Annotated in this window: 23 protein-coding genes; 4 read left to right on the top strand and 19 right to left on the bottom strand. The window is 36.5% G+C overall.

Annotation, left to right across the window (positions count from 1 at the left end):
* Nucleotides 1-133: 133 nt before the first annotated feature.
* The 14 genes from rplT to CCZ01_RS01345 form a co-directional block, all read right to left on the bottom strand.
* Nucleotides 134-490, bottom strand: a complete 357-nt coding sequence (rplT, locus tag CCZ01_RS01410; RefSeq protein ID WP_112051451.1) for a 50S ribosomal protein L20 — start codon at nt 488-490, stop codon at nt 134-136.
* Nucleotides 491-571: 81 nt separating this feature from the next.
* Nucleotides 572-766 carry a 50S ribosomal protein L35 gene (gene rpmI / locus CCZ01_RS01405; RefSeq protein ID WP_112051450.1) on the bottom strand — a complete coding sequence of 65 codons (195 nt, stop codon included), beginning with the start codon at nt 764-766 and terminating at the stop codon, nt 572-574.
* Between the two features lie 172 nt (nt 767-938).
* On the bottom strand, nt 939-2750 hold the full coding sequence (mrdA, locus tag CCZ01_RS01400; RefSeq protein WP_112051449.1) for a penicillin-binding protein 2: 1812 nt from the start codon (nt 2748-2750) through the stop codon (nt 939-941).
* Nucleotides 2747-3220 carry a hypothetical protein gene (locus CCZ01_RS01395; RefSeq protein ID WP_181566269.1) on the bottom strand — a complete coding sequence of 158 codons (474 nt, stop codon included), beginning with the start codon at nt 3218-3220 and terminating at the stop codon, nt 2747-2749. Before CCZ01_RS01395 ends, mrdA begins: the two co-directional genes overlap by 4 nt.
* Nucleotides 3169-3624, bottom strand: coding sequence for an N-acetyltransferase (locus tag CCZ01_RS01390; RefSeq protein ID WP_112051447.1), 456 nt, complete (start codon nt 3622-3624; stop codon nt 3169-3171). Before CCZ01_RS01390 ends, CCZ01_RS01395 begins: the two co-directional genes overlap by 52 nt.
* Nucleotides 3611-4258 carry a ribosome biogenesis GTP-binding protein YihA/YsxC gene (yihA, locus tag CCZ01_RS01385; RefSeq protein ID WP_112051446.1) on the bottom strand — a complete coding sequence of 216 codons (648 nt, stop codon included), beginning with the start codon at nt 4256-4258 and terminating at the stop codon, nt 3611-3613. Before yihA ends, CCZ01_RS01390 begins: the two co-directional genes overlap by 14 nt.
* Nucleotides 4259-4260: 2 nt before the next feature.
* Nucleotides 4261-4743, bottom strand: a complete 483-nt coding sequence (gene lptA / locus CCZ01_RS01380; protein ID WP_112051445.1) for a lipopolysaccharide transport periplasmic protein LptA — start codon at nt 4741-4743, stop codon at nt 4261-4263.
* The gene (locus CCZ01_RS01375; RefSeq protein WP_112051444.1) at nt 4740-5291 is read right to left on the bottom strand and encodes a hypothetical protein; all 552 of its coding nucleotides are present in this window, start codon (nt 5289-5291) and stop codon (nt 4740-4742) included. The genes lptA and CCZ01_RS01375 overlap by 4 nt, the downstream gene beginning before the upstream one ends.
* Nucleotides 5266-5760 carry a KdsC family phosphatase gene (locus CCZ01_RS01370; protein WP_112051443.1) on the bottom strand — a complete coding sequence of 165 codons (495 nt, stop codon included), beginning with the start codon at nt 5758-5760 and terminating at the stop codon, nt 5266-5268. The genes CCZ01_RS01375 and CCZ01_RS01370 overlap by 26 nt, the downstream gene beginning before the upstream one ends.
* Nucleotides 5757-6326, bottom strand: coding sequence for an imidazoleglycerol-phosphate dehydratase HisB (hisB, locus tag CCZ01_RS01365; RefSeq protein WP_112051539.1), 570 nt, complete (start codon nt 6324-6326; stop codon nt 5757-5759). The genes CCZ01_RS01370 and hisB overlap by 4 nt, the downstream gene beginning before the upstream one ends.
* A 4-nt stretch (nt 6327-6330) precedes the next feature.
* On the bottom strand, nt 6331-7146 hold the full coding sequence (locus CCZ01_RS01360; RefSeq protein ID WP_112051442.1) for a septal ring lytic transglycosylase RlpA family protein: 816 nt from the start codon (nt 7144-7146) through the stop codon (nt 6331-6333).
* A 29-nt stretch (nt 7147-7175) separates the two neighbouring features.
* Nucleotides 7176-8114: a lytic transglycosylase domain-containing protein gene (locus tag CCZ01_RS01355; protein WP_112051441.1), complete on the bottom strand. Its 939-nt coding sequence runs from the start codon at nt 8112-8114 to the stop codon at nt 7176-7178.
* Nucleotides 8115-8200: 86 nt separating this feature from the next.
* Nucleotides 8201-8971 carry a TatD family hydrolase gene (locus CCZ01_RS01350; protein ID WP_181566273.1) on the bottom strand — a complete coding sequence of 257 codons (771 nt, stop codon included), beginning with the start codon at nt 8969-8971 and terminating at the stop codon, nt 8201-8203.
* Between the two features lie 31 nt (nt 8972-9002).
* Entirely contained in the window at nt 9003-10820 is a 1818-nt protein-coding gene (locus CCZ01_RS01345; RefSeq protein WP_112051439.1) for a menaquinone biosynthesis decarboxylase, read from the bottom strand.
* A gap of 101 nt (nt 10821-10921) precedes the next feature.
* Between CCZ01_RS01345 and CCZ01_RS01340 the strand changes: the two genes are divergently transcribed.
* Both CCZ01_RS01340 and CCZ01_RS01335 read left to right on the top strand, forming a co-directional pair.
* Nucleotides 10922-11437: a hypothetical protein gene (locus CCZ01_RS01340; protein ID WP_112051438.1), complete on the top strand. Its 516-nt coding sequence runs from the start codon at nt 10922-10924 to the stop codon at nt 11435-11437.
* Nucleotides 11438-11533: 96 nt separating this feature from the next.
* Complete coding sequence (locus CCZ01_RS01335) at nt 11534-12058, top strand: LPP20 family lipoprotein (protein WP_112051437.1); 525 nt, start codon at nt 11534-11536, stop codon at nt 12056-12058.
* 50 nt (nt 12059-12108) lie between these two features.
* Here the strand turns inward: CCZ01_RS01335 and CCZ01_RS01330 are convergent, their stop codons facing one another.
* Genes CCZ01_RS01330 through CCZ01_RS01310 form a run of 5 tightly spaced genes read right to left on the bottom strand, consistent with a single transcriptional unit; the run spans nt 12109 to nt 16243 of the window.
* The gene (locus tag CCZ01_RS01330) at nt 12109-12834 is read right to left on the bottom strand and encodes an NYN domain-containing protein (RefSeq protein ID WP_112051436.1); all 726 of its coding nucleotides are present in this window, start codon (nt 12832-12834) and stop codon (nt 12109-12111) included.
* A 2-nt stretch (nt 12835-12836) separates the two neighbouring features.
* Nucleotides 12837-13532, bottom strand: coding sequence for an ABC transporter ATP-binding protein (locus CCZ01_RS01325; protein WP_112051435.1), 696 nt, complete (start codon nt 13530-13532; stop codon nt 12837-12839).
* Nucleotides 13525-14313 carry an ABC transporter ATP-binding protein gene (locus tag CCZ01_RS01320; RefSeq protein ID WP_112051434.1) on the bottom strand — a complete coding sequence of 263 codons (789 nt, stop codon included), beginning with the start codon at nt 14311-14313 and terminating at the stop codon, nt 13525-13527. Before CCZ01_RS01320 ends, CCZ01_RS01325 begins: the two co-directional genes overlap by 8 nt.
* Nucleotides 14310-15344 (bottom strand): branched-chain amino acid ABC transporter permease, encoded by a 1035-nt coding sequence (locus CCZ01_RS01315; RefSeq protein ID WP_112051433.1) that lies wholly within the window; start codon nt 15342-15344, stop codon nt 14310-14312. The genes CCZ01_RS01320 and CCZ01_RS01315 overlap by 4 nt, the downstream gene beginning before the upstream one ends.
* Complete coding sequence (locus CCZ01_RS01310; protein ID WP_112051432.1) at nt 15344-16243, bottom strand: branched-chain amino acid ABC transporter permease; 900 nt, start codon at nt 16241-16243, stop codon at nt 15344-15346. Before CCZ01_RS01310 ends, CCZ01_RS01315 begins: the two co-directional genes overlap by 1 nt.
* A 192-nt stretch (nt 16244-16435) precedes the next feature.
* On the opposite strand from CCZ01_RS01310, the gene thrS reads away from it, so the two are divergent.
* Entirely contained in the window at nt 16436-18244 is a 1809-nt protein-coding gene (gene thrS, locus CCZ01_RS01305; RefSeq protein ID WP_458692852.1) for a threonine--tRNA ligase, read from the top strand.
* Complete coding sequence (gene infC, locus CCZ01_RS01300) at nt 18241-18768, top strand: translation initiation factor IF-3 (RefSeq protein WP_112051430.1); 528 nt, start codon at nt 18241-18243, stop codon at nt 18766-18768. The genes thrS and infC overlap by 4 nt, the downstream gene beginning before the upstream one ends.
* Nucleotides 18769-18886 lie beyond the last annotated feature (118 nt).

Here is an 18886-nt window from a genome sequence, read left to right as displayed (position 1 = left end):
TTATGAATGTAAATATCCACTAATCACTTGTACAATAACTGGCGTAAAATTAGTTTGGGGGTAAAACATATCTTGTTTTTATGATATAGTGGTAAAATTTTAGCCATGCTAAGCACAGCTAAAATAGAAAAATTTATTTAATTGCTTGTTTAGCAGAAGCGACAATTTTTGCAAAATTTTCTGGTTCATTCATTGCTAAGTCAGCAAGAATCTTCCTGTCTAATTCAATATTTGCAAGTTTTAGCCCATACATGAATCTTGAATAACTCATTTGATGAATACGACAAGCGGCGTTGATTCTTGTAATCCATAATCGTCTAAAATCGCGTTTTTTCTGCTTTCTATCACGGAATGCATAGCAAAGACTTCTTTCGAGTTGCTCTTTTGCCTTTCTGAAATGCTTACGACGACCACTATAGAACCCACGTGCTAATTTTAGAATCTTTTTGTGTCTTTGGCGTCTGACAACACCGGTTTTTACTCTTGACATCTATTTTCCTTTACCTTTGAAATTTTTAAGGTGAAGCTTTTTAGCTCACTTTCCCTGAATTAAGGGGCATTAAGATGAGGCTTACGCCAAACAAAGTAACTTTTTAACTTGCTCAACATTTGTTGAATGAACATATTGAGGTGCATTTAATCGACGTTTCTGCTTAGGAGATTTTTTTGTGAGAATATGGCTCTTAAAAGCAGACTTGCGTTTAATCAGATTTTTTTTCAGCTTAAATCTTTTAGCCGCACCACGACTCGTTTTCATCTTGGGCATTGTGCTTCCTCCTTTTCTAAAATTTAAAGCGGATATTCTACCAAAAAATTGTTGTATATTTGCTGAAAGATAGTTTTCTGTGGAAGAATGGCAACAGGAATTCTATGATTATACCACGATAAATTTACTATATACTTATATTGTTAATAGGCATACAACAGATTTTTATTTATTATTTTCTCTTCTTTTTGAATTTTTCGTCAATATAGCCTAAATCTACAAGGGCATTTGCTAAGACAACAACAGTATCACCTGCCCAAGAACCGTGCATTCCATGTTCGATGAGGACGGTAATGGCATATTTTGGTTGCTCGTATGGAACAAAAGCTGTAAACCAAGCATGAGAGCGGTGGAAGTATTCCATATCTTCTTCCCTGATTCTTGCTTTATCAGCTTGAGGAATACCCGTAACTTGTGCCGTTCCTGTTTTGCAAGCTAAACGTACTTTAGATTTTAATGCTCTAAAATAGCCTGTTCCGCCCTCTTCGTTACAGACCTGATACATTCCGATTCTTGCCGCTTTCAATTTGCTTTTTTGGAAGGGAGTAAAGACATCTTGCGTCTCCACCATAATCTGTTCATCTCCTTTTTGTGTAACTAGGTGGGGGGTTACAAGTTTTCCGCTTGCTATTGCTGCAGTATATCGGGCAATCTGTAAGGGGGTTGTAAGCATATAACCTTGCCCAATGGAAGAGTTAATGGTATCACCAATATGCCATTTTAGATTGTAACGTTTTTTCTTCCATTCTGGTGTTGGGAGAATTCCTGCACCTTCTGCGGGAAGATCAATGCCACTTTTTTGCCCAATGCCAAAGAGCTTTAAGGTGTTTGCAATATTGTCTATGCCTACTTGTAGGGATAGTTTATAGTAGTATACATCAACACTGCGTTTAATTGATTTAAAAAAGTCTGCACTTCCATGACCTCCGGTTTTCCAATCACGAAATTTACGACTACCAACCTCAATAGATTCAGGGGTAGGAATAACTGTATGTTCATCAATTCCAGCAAATTGCAAGAATGCAAGCCCGATACCCATTTTTATGACAGAGCCAGGTGGGTATGCTCCATATATCATTTTATTGTAAAGTGGTTTATGTGGATCTTCTTGTAAAGCTTCCCATTTTTCAATAGAAATGCCACTTGGAAATTCATTGATATCGTATTCAGGATAGCTTCCAGCAGCAATAATTTCGCCATTTTCAACATCAATAACAATAGCTGCTCCATTTTGTCCCTTAAAGGCAGCATCTAATGTTTTTTGCAAGCTTAAATCTAGGCTCGTTTGAATATGGTTGTTATATGTGGGTTGTACTTCTTCAAGCACTTCAACTTCCTCATTAAAGGCGGTAACTTTTGTCTTGCGCCTTCCTAATTCTCCTTGTAAAAAGTCATTATATTGTCTCTCTAGCCCCTCTTTTCCTATAACACCTGTGTATTTTGAAATAGGGTTTTTTTCAATATCATTTGTGTTTGCTTTACCGATATAGCCGATAATATGGGCAGCAGTTGAACCATTAGGATAGCGTCTACGGCTGGTGGGTAGAAGTTCAAAAATATCACGATTTTGTTCTATGATAGGAAAGAGTCGATGTGCAAGCTCGTAAGTAATAAAATCCACCGTAGGGATAAAATCGTGATTATAAGGTGAATCCTTGTCTTCATATTGCTTGATAATTTCCTCTTTTGTTATGGGTAATAGCGAGGCAATTTGTTCAAGCTTCATTTCAAAGGTTTTATCATTGGAATTAAGATGGGGTGCAATAGAGAGAGCAAAGCCTGTATCATTAACCGCTAAGGGTTTACCGTGTCGGTCAAAAATATACCCCCGAATGGGTGCAATAATGCTTTCTTTATTGATATTGCTATTTGCAAGATCGCTATATTTTGTGCGTGATTCAATAGCAATATAATACACACGCCATGAAAGAACTGCCCAAACAACCAGTAAAATTCCGATAAAAATTTTAAAACGTCCACTCATATGATTAACACCAAAATAATTGCTTCAATGACACTAAAAAGAATCAATATCCAAGACATTTCCGGCACATCAATACCCATAAAGCTACCTAAAAAATAACAAAATAAAAAGTAGCTATAGTAAATAAATAAAGCATAGAATGGCAATAGATATTTTCCAGAATGGACTAAATAACGAATATGTGGAATAATAAGAAAGTAAACAATAAAAAAGAATATAATCGTGCTTAGAAACGGGAAGCCTTTACTTGCTTCAAAGAAAAGGAGATATACGAGGAGTGGAACAGCATAATGCACTTTGCCTTTATCCATAAATTCACAGAACAGAATAAAAGCAACACCTAAAAGTGGTGGTAGCCAATAAAGAATATCACTTAATGCTCCGTATGCCAAAATTGCAAGGAGGAGTAATGTTGTTTTTATAGCTTCTTTACTAAAGCGATTTCGTCGCATATTGGAAAATGTTTGCATTTAATACAATCCGCCCATATTTTATGATTAGGAATTTCTGTTTTTTGAATCTCTACAAAACCTAGAGACTCAAAAAGACTTTTACGATAGGTTAAAGAAAGAATTTCTTTAATGCCAAGTTCAGCTGCCTCTTTTGAAATGGCTTCTATAAGCTGTTTTGAAAGCCCTCTCCCGCGAAATTCTTCTTTAACAACCAGAGAACGTACTTCAGCTAAAACGGAAGAATAGATATGTAAAGCACAAAAGCCAATGATGGTTTGATTCTCCTTGATAATATGATATGACCGAATAGCTGTTGCAACTTCGTCATCACTTCTTTCCAAAATTAAACCCGCTTGAATTTCTGGTAGAACGAGCTGCTGCATTTGTGGAATATCTGCTAAGACGGGTTTAAGAACTTGCATAGATTCCTCCTTGTATGCCTAGTGTGTGAATATAAATATTCTGCAAAATGGCCTGCACCTCATTTTTTGTCATTTTAGAATGCGTAAAAAGTGATTCAGGAAATTTGCATTGTAATTGTCTAAAATCATTCTTGTTAAGTTTATCACATTTTGTGAAAATTTGTATGACTTTTTGATCATTTCTGAGTAATTTTTGTAAAAATGTGGAGGCTTGTTTATCAATATCTAAGGCGGGGTGTCGCGAATCTATAAGTTGTAAAAAAAGCTTAATGCTATCTCGTTTTTGTAGGAATTCTTTAAGGTTTTTTATCCATTGTTCTTTGATGGCTTTGCTGACTTTTGCATAACCAAAACCAGGTAAATCAACAAAATAAAACTCTACAATTTCATTATTTACATTCCACTTTGTTTTAAAATAATTTATTAATTGTGTTTTTCCGGGTGTACTTGAACTTTTTGCCAATCCTTTTTGCCCAAGCAAGAGGTTAATAAGGGTACTTTTACCAACATTACTCCTGCCAAGAAAAACAATTTCACTGATAGAATTTGGCGGTGCTTTATGGATTGTTGGTGTTGAGGTGATAAAATGTGTTTGTAGGATGGAAATTGCCCCTTCCTTAAAGATTGATTCCATTTTTAATCCTTTTTGGAAGGGTTTTCGTCAAGCTTGAATATGACTTTTGCGGGTGCATTTTTGCTACCTTGTACATTAAGGTAACCATTTTTGCGACTGACTGCAATTTTATTTCCACGTACACGATTTGGTTGTCCAGCTTCTTGTACATAGGCATTTCCTAGTAATTCATATTTTTCTTCATCAACAATAAAAAATACTTCGTTGCCCCCACCTTGAATAACGCGTCCATCTTCAAGAGTGATTTCAAAATGCACATTTCCTTTTGCGTGGTATGAAGTAGGACGTCTTGTTGTTGTGTTAAAGTAGAGGGTAAGTTCATTGGTGTTAAGTTTGTCTTTGCCTTGCTTTACGGTGACATTACCGCTGATAATGCTTGTACCTTTATTTTGGTCGGTGATAATATTTTCTGCAACCACTTCAATGGGCTCATTTTTGGCATAGGCAAAAATGAGCAACAGCAGAAAAAGCCTTAAATGTTTCATTTTCTCTCCGCTAGAATGCGAATAGCTTGTGCAATGGAAATGGAGGAATAATAGTCGTAAAAGATGTTTTTACCCTGCATTGTTGAACCACTTGTATCGTTCATAAAAAAATCACCTTCACCATTAAAAACTCTTGATTCAATAAAATAAGTGCCCTTCTGACTCCAGAAAAATAAGGAGTCATCGCGTGAAAAATAAACACCTTCATCGAAAAAAATTTGATCACCTTTTCTGATGGCGAATGAGGTCATTAAGGAGCTTTTGTGGTGGTCTATATCTTGTATGAGAGATAAATCTCTAATGAATTCTGTTGTTTGATTATTTTCAGTTGTTTGGTAGGCATGTGTTCCTTCTGCTTTGAGTTTTACACCTTCTTCGCCATTGATTTGATAGTAGGTAAATTTAATCAATTCTAAGGGTAGATAAGAGTTAGCCACTGTAGAGTTTTGGGAGCGATTTTGTATCATTAAAAATACAAAAACTAAAGAAATAGCAATAAGAGTAAAAAAGAATAAATATAAACTATTTCCATAGCGCCAAAAATTCATCCAAACGCCCCTCTCTTAAAAGAATTGTTTCAACCATTTCTCTAACTGCACCACAACCTCCATTATTTTTTAAATGGTGGTCAATGTGAGGCATAACAAGCCAAGAACAATCCTGAGGTGCAAAATTTAAAGATGATTCTTTGAACATTTTTATATCATTTAAATCATCGCCGATGGCGGCAATTTCTTTCTTTTTAAAGCCGTATTCTTCTCGAATTTTTCGAACAATATGCCCTTTGTCTTCAATACCCTGAAATAGTAAAGAAATGCCAAGTTCCTTTGCTCGCATTTCAACAACATGCGATTTCCTGCCTGTGATGATGGCGATATGTCTGCCTAATTTTAACCAACAAACAATAGCTAAACCATCTTTAACATTAAAACTTTTAATTTCATTTCCATTAGAGTCATAAGTGATTTTACCATCATTGAGTGTTCCATCAACATCTAGTAAAATAAGTTTAATCATAAAATACCCTTTGTGCTTGGAATATGAATGCGTTGATTATGCGTTAGTGCACGTCTGAGTGCCACAGCAAATGCTTTGAAAGCAGCCTCAATAATATGGTGTTGATTTTTACCACGTTTTTGAATAATATGCAGTGCAATTCCTGCATTGAAGGCAACTGCCTTAAAGAATTCTTCTGCTAATTCACAATCAAAAGTTCCAACTTTTCCACTTACCTGTAAATCACAAACAAAAAAGGGGCGATTGCAGAGGTCTAAATCACATTCAACGCATGCTTCATCCATCACAATAGATGCGTTACCAAACCGTTCTACACCTTTTAGTGGATAGAATTTTTCCTTAAAAAGTTCACCCAAAACAATTCCACAATCTTCAACGCTATGGTGGTCATCAACATGCAAATCGCCCTTACATTCAAGTTCTATATCAATCAAGGAATGCTTAGAAAAACTCTCTAACATATGGTCAAAGTAGCCTATGCCAGTGGAAATTTTGGCTTGTCCTGTTCCATAGATATCACAATTTGCTGTGATGTGTGTTTCTTTGGTGCTGCGTGTTATTGGCATCTTTTTACTCTGTGATAATGAATGCACCACGTAAGCTTGGCTCATTAGAGATGAAATCTCTTGCCTCATTCTCGCTTTTGAAGCCAGAAAGCATTACGCGATAAATAGGTGCACCATCAAGCTGAAATTCACGCACGACAGCAGTATAACCTCGCATATTGCTATGTTCTTTTTTGTAATATTCTGCACCAGATTTTTTTCTAAATGCTCCAATTTGCACTAAGAAGCGACTTAATGAAACGGTGGTTTCAATTTTACCTACAGGGAATTCTTGAGAGTCGACAGAGACTTGGGGAAGAGCATCAGAATCGCTTGAGATGATACCATTAAAACCTAGAACTTCAATGCTAACAGGGGCAGTTCCAGTTTTTATCATATCAATTTCTTGTGCCGCAGATTGTGAAAGATCGATAATCCTTCCTGCAACAAAAGGTCCCCTATCGTTAATTCGCACAACGGTACTAAGATTATTATTTTTATTAGTTACTTTCACAATAGTGTTCATAGGGTAAGTTTTGTGTGCTGCTGTTTTTGCATACATGCTATAAGTTTCACCGTTAGAGGTTTTTCTTCCGTGAAAGTTTGGCCCATACCAACTTGCCAGCCCAGATTCCTCTGCACCTACCGCAACTTGACTTGGATAATACCAAATACCATTGATTTGGTATGGTTTCATAGTCCCAGGTCCGCTTTGTGCATTTTCAGGAATATTTCCTACTTCTGTAGGATAATCAATGGGAGTATCCGGGTCGGCACAACCAGCTAAGATGAGCAAAAAGCAAACTCCGATACTTCCTAGAATGCGTTTGAATCTTACCATAAATCACTCCTTTTAAGACTGTTAAGATTTTATCGATGTTTATTTGCTAAGGCAAAACGTTGCTTTTGGCGTGAACTAAACTCATTACTGCGGTAAGTGCTTAAGCTTTCATAGGGGATGTAAAGATTATAAACTCCACCCTTTGGGAGTCTCCCTTTTTTGATGTGGTGGTTATATTTTTTTAGCTCGCTTACACTCATTCCAGCTTGTTTTGCAATATCTACTAGTGGAGAGGCACTCACACGAATAGAAGAAATACTAGGCCCTCCAATTCCACGATTCAAGAGGTATTCATATCCTTGTTCCTTGAGTGCGTCAACATCGCTTAGAAGTAAGGAGACATAGAGGATTTTACGGATATAGTTGCGACTTTCCTGTGGAATATATGCTTCCTCTGAATCAAGTAAAACCTCTAGTTCGTCTGTTCCTGCTTGCTCAATCGCACGCATTAAGCGTCCATCACCACAATTATAAGCAATGGCTGCAAGATACCACTTGCCAAATGTATCGTGGAGATATTTAAGGTAAGCAATAGCCCCTTCTGTTGACCGCACAGGATCAAGTCGCTCATCAATTTGTGAATCTACCCTTAAGCCTACCATTTTTGCTGTTTTAGGCATAAACTGCCAAATACCTGTTGCCTTTTTTGGAGATTTTGACTTAGGTGAAAAATTAGATTCTACTAAAGCAAGATAAAGGAATTCCTGTGGGATGCCGGCTTCTTTTATTTTTTGTTTTAGTAAAGGAATAAAGCGTTCACCGCCCTCAAATCCTTTGAGAAAATTGCGTGCTCGTAATTTTTCGTCCATGTTAGTTTGGAATGTAATGAAATCTTCACTATTGACGAATGAGGGATTGACATCAAATTTTTCAAAGACCACACCAACATTTCCGCGATAGGCGGTATCAAAAGCAGCAGATAATGGGGAGATAAGAAAAAGCAATATAAGGCTATAAAAAATTTTCACAGCAAACCTCTTGCAATAACGAATTTTCAAAAATAAAGGCGAATTATATCTAAAAGCAACTTAAAAATTTCCCTTTTATCGGAAAATTAATGATTTGTCTGCCAAAAAAGTGTATCTGCATTTTGATTGGTGATTATTTCTATTTCCTCTTGAGTTTTTTGACACAGGTCAGCAATTTTTTGTGCAATAATAGGGATAAATTCTGGACTATTTCTTTTTCCACGATGAGGTTCTGGCGTTAAGTATGGAGCATCTGTTTCTAAAAGAATACGATGAATAGGGATTTTAGGAAGAATTTCTACAAGTCTTTTTGCATTCTTGAAAGTTAAAACACCGCCAATTCCATAATAAAAATTTTGTGCTAAATTCAGCAAAATAGAGTCTGCGTTATAGCAATGTAAAACACCTTTTAGCTCTTGCATGTAGGGCTTTAAAATCTCATAAGCATCATTTGAAGAATCACGTATATGCAAGATGATGGGTTTTTTGTATTTTAAAGCAAGGGAAATTTGAGCAAGAAAAACCCGTTTCTGTGCCTCTTTTATTTCTTCCTCTTTCCCTTTTTCTAGTCGGAAATAATCCAAGCCACATTCACCAATAGCGATACATTTTTTATCTTGAATGAAAGACTCTAAAGTGTCTTCATCATAATCATCGATATGATAAGGGTGAATGCCTGCTGCAAAGTATACTTCAGTATATTTTTGGCTTATTTCTTGTGCTCTTTGTAAATCACGTAAATCTGCACCAGGAATAATAAAGCGATCCACGCCTACGCGAATAGAATTTTCAATTACTTCAGGTAAATCTGCAAAGAAGCATTCTGCATCTAGATGACAATGTGTGTCGTACATTATTTTATTCCTTTTTTAAAGTAAATTTATATTCTTATTTAAGAATCTGAAAATAGTCCAAAAATGCATCATCAATATCAATCAGCTTTCTTGCTCTTAAATCTGCAATCACTTCAGCATTGCAATTTGTTTCAAGTGGCCATTGTCTTGTATAGCCTTCTAGTTTTCCTTTGTCTGTAGAATCAATACATATCATTTTTTCAAGAATGCGTATATCTCTTTTTGCATCTATACTGTTAACGACTCTCCAAAGTGTCATATAAAAGTTTTCTGCGTCAAGTTTAGAATAATCTAAACAGACGACTACGCGCAAATATTGTTTAAGAGGCTCTAATGCTTTAAAACATTCCGTAATGGGTTGATCTTTCTTTTGTACGCCTATAAGAGTGATGGGGTTGGGCGTATCTGTAAAGATTTGATGTAATTTAACTGCTTCTGGCATAAGTATCGTAAGCTTATTTAGCAATTCTCCATCACTTAAAATTTCAACATCATTAAGAACTTCATCACCTGTGCAATCTACGCCTAATTTACCACCTTTTGCAAAATGTTCACTAGCGTGGTCAAGTGCGTCACAAATGCCCTCGCTAATTAGTAGATTCTGTGTTGAAAGTCGTTTAAGAATGTATGTGGTAATAGCCTTTGCATCGCGCAAATCTGGTGCGTTTTCACCCACAAATAAAGCGTGCTTAACAAAACTCATCTGCCCAACACCCCAAAGTGCGTGCATAATTTGTTGGGCATGACTTGGATAGTGCGGTGCAATTTTTGCAAGAATCAAATTGTGAAAAACACCATTTTCAGGCATATAATAATCAATTAATTGTGGAGCTGTCGTGCGTAAAAGAGGTAAAAATATACGTTCTGTAGGATAACCCAAATATTTATCCTCTAGAGGCGGTTTTCCGACAACAGTGGCAAGATAAATAGGATTTTGCTTGTGTGTAATGGTACTCACTTCTAGCACTGGATAAGGTTCTATAGGCGTATAGAATCCTGTATGGTCACCAAAAGGACCTTCATTTTCTAAGCGATTAACATCAACAAAACCTTCAATCACAATATCTGCATCAAAAGGCACATACAAGGGGTTACTGATGCAAGGGACAAGCTTTGCTTTTTGTTTGCGGATATAGCCATAAAGAAGTAATTCAAAAAGTCCATAGGGTAGAGGAGCGGTTGCACACCAAGTGTAGAGTGGATCACCACCAATCGCCACAGAAACAGGCATTTTTTGTCCATTTTTGCGATATTCCTCGAATAGGTGCATAGAATCTTTATGGATCTGCCAATGCAAACCTAATTCTTTTTTATTAAAAACTTGTAGACGATACATTCCTAGATTTTGAATACCGCCATCTAAGCTTTGCGTGTAAAGTTGTCCCATTGTTATAAATGCTGCTGCATCCTTTTCCCAAGTTTTAAGAATGGGTAGCGAATAGAGGTTGATGGCATCTCCTTGATGGATCATCTCTTGGCACAAACCCCTTTGCTTTGTGCGTTTGGGAAATGCCTTGTTTAAATGCCAAAGTTTAGGTAACCATTCTAAGGCTTCTTGAAACGATTTTGGGGGCTTGAATTTGATAATTTCTTCTACGCTAGTGGCAATTTTTTCGACATCACCCAAAATGAGTTCCACAAGAGAGTGGTTTCCAAATAAATTCATTAACACAGGCATATTGAAATGTTGATTTGTTCTTTTGCAGATAGGTTGAGTAAATAAGATGGCTTTTGAATCTTGTTTTTTAACTTCAACATAGGCAATATGTGCCATTTCTAATTCAATATCAACGGGTTCATCGATGATTTTAATGAGATTTTTTTCTTTTAGTAAATCAACAAATTGACGCATTTTTCCTCTTTTTTGTGGAATTATAGCGAATGCAAACTTGTATATTTTTAAAGCCAAATAATGTTAGAATCCTACCTGAATTTTATCATTCAAGGAGTTTTATGCCTTTATATGTACCCTCTTTGCGTCCGGATTTACAGGAATGCTATACAGAACTTTCAAGACAGATTGAAAAGAGTTTAGCAATCTCTCAAACCTCTTCGCGTTTGTTTGTAGAAATCTATGTAGAGGACGAAAAGTCAAATGTTGAATCACATTTACAACTCCCAAAAAAAATGCTTTATCAAGCAGTCTGTTTAGCTGAAGTCGTGGCACAGACATTCAAGCCTACAGAACCAATAGGTTTTTTATGTTTAAATCAAATTCTTCATCGCACGCCCAATCCGTATGATTTAGTACGTTCTTTAATCCCCTTACTTGATATAGATGGGAGTTGTGGGATTATTGAATTTTCTCCAACACAACAGAGTCCATATCCACATAAAACCCCAGCAGTTTTTAGTTATGGAACGCGTATTGAGCAAGCTGAGGAGTATTTGGAAAGCTGTTATTATCAATCAATACAAATTTTTATAAATCCGCCTTTGTATTTATTGGTAAGTAAGGCGGTACATTAAATTTTCCTTATGGTAAAAAAGATTTTAATGAGTATCAAAGTATTTTTTAGAGATACTAAGCTTTGTAAATATCAAATAAAATGAGGTAAAGAAAGAATGAATCAAAAAATTTTTTTAAGTCTTGGTTTGGGTTGTTTGCTTCTTATTGGAGGTTGTAGCTCCAAATTAGAAAATGAGGCAGTGAATGCAGCACTAGATGGTGCACCTGCTTGGGTGTTAGAATCAAGTGAGATGTTGAGTGCTGTTGGGAGTGCACCCATTAAAAGCAATAATATTAACTTTGCAAAGACACAAGCTTCAAATGCTGCTAGAGTTGAGATTGCTAACCAGCTTTCTGTGCAAGTTGAGAGTAAGTATAAAGAATTAGCAACAAGTGATGCAACAAGTGTAAATCAAGAAACTGTGCAAGCTATTCGTAATAGTGTGAATAAAACATTGGCAGGTTCAAGAATTGTGAATCAGTGGGTAAGTAAAGATGGGTCGACATTGTGGGTTTTAGTGAAGGTTGATAAGCTAGATACAAAACTTCTCCAAAATAACCTTATGCAAGTTGCAGGAGTAGATAAAGCTGCGGCGTTGGAATTATCCAAGGCTGTTGATGCGATCATTGATGGGGAATGATCTGCAAAGCAGTAGATTTTTAGTTTATTATGTTTAGGTTTGTGGGGGAGTTAGTAACTCCCATTTTGATTGTGTGTAATAAAAATATTACTTCCGCCTTTATCGTCTTCGCGTCTTTGAATCTTTAAAAAAGTCAAATTGCGGACAAGGTCTCCCATTTTGTCGTAACCATAATTTCGAGGGTCAAACGACGGGCGGTTGTGGCGAATGTAAATCCCAACAGCACCCAGATGGCTATAGCCGTCGTCTTGCATTGTTCCCTTGAGTGCGGAGGTAAAAATTTCTTCTAGTTCTTGGTCATTTTTTTGCATTAATCGTTTTTGGTTGTCATTGCGTAGAATTTCAACAAAAATAAAACGATCGCATGCTTTCTGTAGTGCAAGGGGTGTTTTTTGTTCTCCAAAGCCATAAACTTTTAAGCCACTTTCGCGAATACGTTTAGCTAAATGCGTGAAATCGCTATCTGAAGAAATAAGGCAAAAACCATCTAGTTCTGCTGTGTGTAAGAGATCCATAGCATCGATAACAAGGGCAATATCGCTTGAATTTTTGCGTTGTGTATAGCTAAACTGCTGAATGGGGGTAATTGCATAATCAATCAATTTTTCTTTCCAGTTTTTTGCTGTTTCTGATGTCCAATCCCCGTAAGCACGTTTAATGATTGTTGTTCCATATTTGGCTATTTCATCTAAAACTTCCTTAATAAGGTGATATTGTGCATTTTCAATATCAATCAAAACAGCTAACTTATCTTCGTATAATTCCTCCATTTTCATTATCATCCTCCCAAATATCGCTTTTTTATCTCTACATTTCCTAATAGGGCATTTGCTTCATCTTCTAAAGTAATCTGCCCATTTTCAAGTACATAAGCACGATTTGCAATGCCTAATGCTAAGAAGGCATTTTGCTCAACAAGTAAAACGGTAATGCCTTCATTTTTAAGATTTTTAATGACATCAAACAGCTCTCCAATTACTTTAGGTGCAAGGCCTAAACTCGGTTCATCAAGCATAAGGAGTTTGGGTTCGCCCATTAATGCCCTTGCAATGGCAAGCATTTGCTGTTCACCCCCGCTCATTGTTCCTGCCATCTGATTTGCTCGTTCTTTGAGGCGCGGAAAAATCTCATACATTTTTAAACGCAAACGTTCAAAATTCTCATCATTATGGTACGCACCCATTCTAAGGTTTTCGTCAATACTTAGATTTGTAAAAACTCTTCTGCCCTCTGGGACAAGTGCGATTCCTCTGTGAATAATTTTGTGCGTAGGGATTTTTGCAATATTTACACCAAAGAATTCAATTTGTCCTTTAGATTTAACGCTATTCACAATAGCGTTTAATGTAGAGGTTTTTCCAGCACCATTACTTCCAATAAGTGTAACAATTTCGTGCTCTTCAATGTGAAAGTTAATATTTTTCAAAGCATGAATTAAGCCATAATAGACATTCAAATTCTTGACATTAAGCATCATTCACCCCTTGAATTTTTGTTAAATCTCCTAGATAGGCAGCGATTACACTTTCGTGATTAATAGCTTCTTTTGGTGTCCCGCTGAAAAGCATTTTTCCGTAATCTAACACCAGAACGCGGTCGCACAGATGATTAACAAAAGGCATATCATGTTCAATTAATAAAACGCTCAGTGTAAAATCTTTACGCATTTTAAATATGAGAGAGGCTAAATCCTCTGTTTCTTTTGGGTTCATACCAGCAGCAGGTTCATCAAGCAATAAAAGTTTGGGTTGTGTGCTTAATGCTCTAGCAATTTCTACCTTGCGCTGGTTACCATAACTAAGGGCTTTTGCATTGTGTTGTGCAAATTCTACAATACCGATATACTCTAAAATTTCCAAAGCTTTTTGTTTAGCTTGTTTTTCTTGCGAGAAGAATCTTCCGCAACGAAATGCAGCCTCTAAAAAGCTATACTGCGTTGAAGTGTGTAAACCGATAAGGACATTTTCAAGAACATTCATAGATTCAAAAAGGCGGATATTTTGGAATGTTCTTGCAATACCTTTTGTGACGATTTGATTAGGTTTGCAATGTGTAATTTCTTCATTTCCAAGTAAAATATGCCCATTTGTAGCGGGAATATTGGCAGTAATGAGGTTAAACATTGTTGTTTTTCCTGCACCATTTGGTCCAATTAAGCCAAAAATTTCACCCTGCATGATTTCAAAGGAGACTGAATCAATCGCTTTGAGTCCACCAAATTGTTTGGTGACATTACAGACTTCCAAAGCTTTCATTTTTTAAACTCCCATATTTCTTTTTTGCCTAAAATGCCCTCTCTTGCAAAAATCATCACAAACAATAGAATTAAAGAAAATATAACCATTCTTAAGCCAGGATAGCTACCATCAATACCAATAAAGCTTAAATCATCATCTAAGAATCTTAGCCATTCTCCGCCACCAATAACTAGAATTGTGCCAATAATTGCACCCGTTGTACTTCCAAGCCCTCCTAGCACGATAATGATAAGGAGTTTGAATGTGAGTTCAAATCCAAAATCTTTTGCAACAATTGTTGTTAAAAGTGCGGCTAAAAGTCCACCACCTACACCTTGTAAGAATGCGGAAGTGCTTAGGGCATAGAGCTTAATTTTAAAGGTATCAATACCCATAGCAAGGGCGGCATCTTCGTCGTCGCGAATAGCTTTCATTGCTCGCCCATATTTAGAATAAATAATTTGCAAGATAAGGATTGTCGCCATTAAAGCAATAAAGCCACACCAATAGATATTTGCGTACTCTGGAATATCATTTAACCCAGTTGCACCATTTGTGAGGGTTCTTTCTTGTTCAATGACGATTTTAATGATAAGCCCAAAGCCTAATGTAACGATTGCGAGATAGTCCCCACGTACACGAAAAACAGGGATTGCAAGTATAATAGCTGCAAGTGCTGACACAAACCCACTAACAAGTAAGGCAACCATTAGTGAAGAGTCATTGAATAAAAGGGTTATATCAGAGATTCCTAGCTGATACATATCCATTTTGTTTTCTTCACTCAAAAGCATAATAGCTGTAATGTAAGCACCAATAGCAATGAATCCATTTGGACCTAAAGAGAGTTGCCCTGTTACACCATTAATGAGATTATAACTGACAGCAAGGATTGTATAAATAAAAATTTGGTTAAGAATCATCACCCCATAATCTTCAAAAAATAATTTAGAAAAGTATAAAAAAGCAAACATAATAAGGTATAAACATATATGGAATATGATGACTTGAAAGCTTGTTTGTGGAGTGGTAAGGGGAGAAATCTTCATTAGAATCTACTCCTTTCTAGACGTTCATCGCCCATGATTCCAACAGGTCTAAATAAAAGCACGAGAATCAAGAGTAAGAATGCAAAGGCATCTTGGTAGCCACTTAATTCTGGAAGAAACATAACCGCCATTACTTCCGTGAATCCTAAAATAAAGCCACCTAAAACAGCACCCCCGACACTCCCAATTCCACCTAAAACAGCTGCAGCAAAGGCTTTTAAACCGACCATTACGCCCATAAAAGGGTCAATAGTAGGGTAAGAAACAGCATAGCAAATCCCACCAACAGAAGCAAGTGAGCTACCAATAATAAAGACTAATGAAATGATTTTATTTGCGTTAATGCCCATTAGCGAAACAGTGCTAACATCAAAAGCAACAGCACGAATCGCCATTCCTTGCTTTGTGCGATAGAGTAAATAAAGGAGCATTAGGAGTAAGATAAGTGTTAGGGCAGGGACAACGAGAGTAATGAGTGTGATAGAAATCTCATTAATCAAGATTGTTTGTGAAAGAAATTCTGGCGAAGAAAAGGATTGGGCAGAACTACCAAAGAAAACATTAAAGCTATTTTCTAAAAAAAAGCTAACCCCAATAGCGGTAATTAACATAGAAATTCGGGGTGCGAAACGCAAGGGTCTATAGGCAACTCTATCCACAAATGTGCCTAAAAGAGCAGAAAAGATAACAGATACAATGCAAGCTGCCCAAAAAGGTAAGCCAAAATATTGCATAGCAAAAAAACAAAGGAATGCTCCTACCATCATAATATCGGCGTGGGCAAAATTAATTAGTCGTAACACGCCATAAACCATTGTGTAGCCAATCGCAATCAAGGCGTACATACCGCCTAAGCTAATGCCATTGACAATTTGTTGAAAAAGAGTTGCAAAGTCCATTAAAATTCGTTACCTTAATTTTAAAATACCACATCCTTAAAGTGATAGTGTAAAAAGCCTACAATTCTATCAAATTTAAGCTTAAAACTTATATCCAGACTGTGTTGAGAGTTTTTAAGCAAATCATCAAGTTTGTTTGTGTTATAATTTTGCTTATAACTTAAAGCATAAAGATGGGAAGAATCACTCATAATGGAAGTAATTGGAGTAAAATATAATAACGAAATTTATGATATGCAGACTGCTAAAGAGCGTGGCATTGAAGGTGAGGAGATTTTTTTTGATAATTCTCCAGAATCTTTGTCAATTATCCGCCATTCTTGTGCCCATTTGATGGCACAGGCAATTAAGGATATCTACAAGGATGCACAATTCTTTGTTGGGCCTGTTGTGCAGGAAGGTTTTTATTATGATTTTCGTGTAAAAGAAAAAATTGGCGAGGAAGATTTAGTTAAGATAGAAAAACGAATGAAGGAAATTGCTAAAAAAGGGGCAGAGATTCAAAAATATTTTATGCCTAAACAAGAGGTAATTCAGAAGTTTAAGAATGATGACTTAAAACAAGCGGTCATTTCAAGAATTCCTGATGAAAATCTTTCTATCTACAAACAGGGTGAGTTTGAGGATCTTTGTCGTGGACCGCATTTGCCTAATATTTCTTTCTTAAGAGCATTTAAGCTTACAAAAATTGCGGGTGCATATTTGGGTGGAAGTGAAGATAGTGAAATGCTTACACGCATTTATGGAATTGCTTTTGCAGATAAAGAAAGTTTATCAACCTATTTGCATCAACTTGAGGAAGCTAAGAAACGTGACCATCGTAAGGTAGGTGCAGAAATGCAACTCTTCACCTTTGATGAGGCGGTGGGTGCTGGATTACCCATTTGGTTGCCCGCTGGTGCGAGGTTGCGTAGAAGATTAGAATCCTTGATGACGGAAGCCCATGTTCGCCGTGCTTATGAGCCTGTACGGGGTCCAGAGATTCTTAGAAGTGACTTATGGAGAACAAGTGGGCATTATCAGAATTATGGTGAAAATATGTATTTTACACATATTGATGAATTAGAATATGGGATAAAGCCGATGAATTGTGTTGGGCATATTAAAGTATATATGCACAATATTCATAGTTATCGTGATTTACCCCTGCGATTTTATGAGTATGGTGTGGTACATCGGCATGAAAAGAGTGGTGTTTTGCATGGGCTTTTGAGGGTGCGTGAATTTACACAAGATGATGCGCATATTTTTTGCCAACCTAGCCAGATTCGTGATGAAGTAATTGACATTATTGCTTTTGTGGATAAGATCATGTCTTCTTTTGGTTTTGAGTATGAATTGGAGCTTTCTACACGTCCAGAGAAATCCATTGGTGAAGATGAGATTTGGGAGAAAGCGACTCAAGCCCTAAAAGATGCTTTGGAAAGAAGAAACTTGAAGTATAGTATTGATGAAGGTGGTGGTGCATTTTATGGACCAAAGATTGATATTAAAATTACAGATGCGATTGGGCGAAAGTGGCAGTGTGGAACGATTCAGGTAGATATGAATTTGCCAGAACGTTTTGATTTGAGTTATATTGATGAAGATAACAATCAAAAGCGTCCTGTGATGTTACATCGGGCAATTTTAGGTTCTTTTGAGCGATTTATTGCGATTTTGACGGAGCATTTTGGCGGTGAATTTCCTTTGTTTATTGCACCGACACAGGTTATTATTATTCCTATTTCAGATAAGCAGTATGACTATGCGTTAAACATCCAAAAGGAGCTGAGAGAGGTTGGTGCTTATGCGGAGATTAATCATAAGAATGAGACACTGAATAAGAGGATTCGTAATGCTGAAAAGGAACGTGTGCCATTGATTTTAATTTTGGGCGAAAAAGAGGTGCAGGAGTTTAGTGTAGCGGTTAGGGATCGCCGTTTGAAGTCTCAATACGAGATAAATAAAGATGAATTTATCAATTTAATAAAGGAAAAAATGAGTGAGGTTAGCTTTTGAGTAAGAATGAAGAGATACTCTTAAATGAGGATATTCGATTAAAAGAAGTTAGGTGTTTGGGTGATGATGGTGAGCAATATGGGGTAATGTCTTCTGGTGAAGCCTTGAAAATTGCACAAAGGGAAGGATTGGATTTAGTTTTGATTGCACCTAATGCAACCCCCCCTGTTTGTAAAGTAATGGATTATAATAAGTTTCGCTATCAGCAAGAAAAAAAGCAAAAAGAGGCTAAAAAAAAGCAGAAACAAATTGAGATTAAGGAAATTAAGCTTTCCGTTAAGATTGCGAGTAATGATATTAACTATAAGGTGAAGCATGCAAGAGAATTCTTAGAGGATAATAAGCATGTTAGATTTCGTGTTTTTCTCAAAGGGCGTGAGGTGAGTACCCCTCAAGCTGGAATTGAAGTTTTAGAACGTGTTTGGGCATTGGTTGAGGATATTGCGGTGATTGATAAGGAGGCAAAAGTAGAGGGACGTTATGTGAATATGACAGTGATTCCAAAACCAAAAGGGGCAAAATAGAGGTGCCACATTTTTAGTTGGAGTTTTTTTGAAAAGATGTACAATGATAGAGATGGTGTTGTGGAGCAGGTAATTACAGAATTTTTAGATGAACATGATTTTATGTTGTTAAGGCTTT

It is taken from the genome of Helicobacter monodelphidis (assembly GCF_003288845.1).
GTDB lineage: Bacteria > Campylobacterota > Campylobacteria > Campylobacterales > Helicobacteraceae > NHYN01.
This window is presented reverse-complemented; position numbering and strand designations above follow the sequence as displayed.

What these genes read in the sequence shown, in the direction of transcription:
- rplT (WP_112051451.1), bottom strand. Translation starts at nt 490, where the DNA reads ATGTCAAGAGTAAAAACCGGTGTTGTCAGACGCCAAAGACACAAAAAG.
- rpmI (WP_112051450.1), bottom strand. Translation starts at nt 766, where the DNA reads ATGCCCAAGATGAAAACGAGTCGTGGTGCGGCTAAAAGATTTAAGCTG.
- mrdA (WP_112051449.1), bottom strand. Translation starts at nt 2,750, where the DNA reads ATGAGTGGACGTTTTAAAATTTTTATCGGAATTTTACTGGTTGTTTGG.
- CCZ01_RS01395 (WP_181566269.1), bottom strand. Translation starts at nt 3,220, where the DNA reads ATGCAAACATTTTCCAATATGCGACGAAATCGCTTTAGTAAAGAAGCT.
- CCZ01_RS01390 (WP_112051447.1), bottom strand. Translation starts at nt 3,624, where the DNA reads ATGCAAGTTCTTAAACCCGTCTTAGCAGATATTCCACAAATGCAGCAG.
- yihA (WP_112051446.1), bottom strand. Translation starts at nt 4,258, where the DNA reads ATGGAATCAATCTTTAAGGAAGGGGCAATTTCCATCCTACAAACACAT.
- lptA (WP_112051445.1), bottom strand. Translation starts at nt 4,743, where the DNA reads ATGAAACATTTAAGGCTTTTTCTGCTGTTGCTCATTTTTGCCTATGCC.
- CCZ01_RS01375 (WP_112051444.1), bottom strand. Translation starts at nt 5,291, where the DNA reads ATGAATTTTTGGCGCTATGGAAATAGTTTATATTTATTCTTTTTTACT.
- CCZ01_RS01370 (WP_112051443.1), bottom strand. Translation starts at nt 5,760, where the DNA reads ATGATTAAACTTATTTTACTAGATGTTGATGGAACACTCAATGATGGT.
- hisB (WP_112051539.1), bottom strand. Translation starts at nt 6,326, where the DNA reads ATGCCAATAACACGCAGCACCAAAGAAACACACATCACAGCAAATTGT.
- CCZ01_RS01360 (WP_112051442.1), bottom strand. Translation starts at nt 7,146, where the DNA reads ATGGTAAGATTCAAACGCATTCTAGGAAGTATCGGAGTTTGCTTTTTG.
- CCZ01_RS01345 (WP_112051439.1), bottom strand. Translation starts at nt 10,820, where the DNA reads ATGCGTCAATTTGTTGATTTACTAAAAGAAAAAAATCTCATTAAAATC.
- CCZ01_RS01340 (WP_112051438.1), top strand. Translation starts at nt 10,922, where the DNA reads ATGCCTTTATATGTACCCTCTTTGCGTCCGGATTTACAGGAATGCTAT.
- CCZ01_RS01335 (WP_112051437.1), top strand. Translation starts at nt 11,534, where the DNA reads ATGAATCAAAAAATTTTTTTAAGTCTTGGTTTGGGTTGTTTGCTTCTT.
- CCZ01_RS01330 (WP_112051436.1), bottom strand. Translation starts at nt 12,834, where the DNA reads ATGAAAATGGAGGAATTATACGAAGATAAGTTAGCTGTTTTGATTGAT.
- CCZ01_RS01325 (WP_112051435.1), bottom strand. Translation starts at nt 13,532, where the DNA reads ATGCTTAATGTCAAGAATTTGAATGTCTATTATGGCTTAATTCATGCT.
- CCZ01_RS01320 (WP_112051434.1), bottom strand. Translation starts at nt 14,313, where the DNA reads ATGAAAGCTTTGGAAGTCTGTAATGTCACCAAACAATTTGGTGGACTC.
- CCZ01_RS01315 (WP_112051433.1), bottom strand. Translation starts at nt 15,344, where the DNA reads ATGAAGATTTCTCCCCTTACCACTCCACAAACAAGCTTTCAAGTCATC.
- CCZ01_RS01310 (WP_112051432.1), bottom strand. Translation starts at nt 16,243, where the DNA reads ATGGACTTTGCAACTCTTTTTCAACAAATTGTCAATGGCATTAGCTTA.
- thrS (WP_458692852.1), top strand. Translation starts at nt 16,436, where the DNA reads ATGGAAGTAATTGGAGTAAAATATAATAACGAAATTTATGATATGCAG.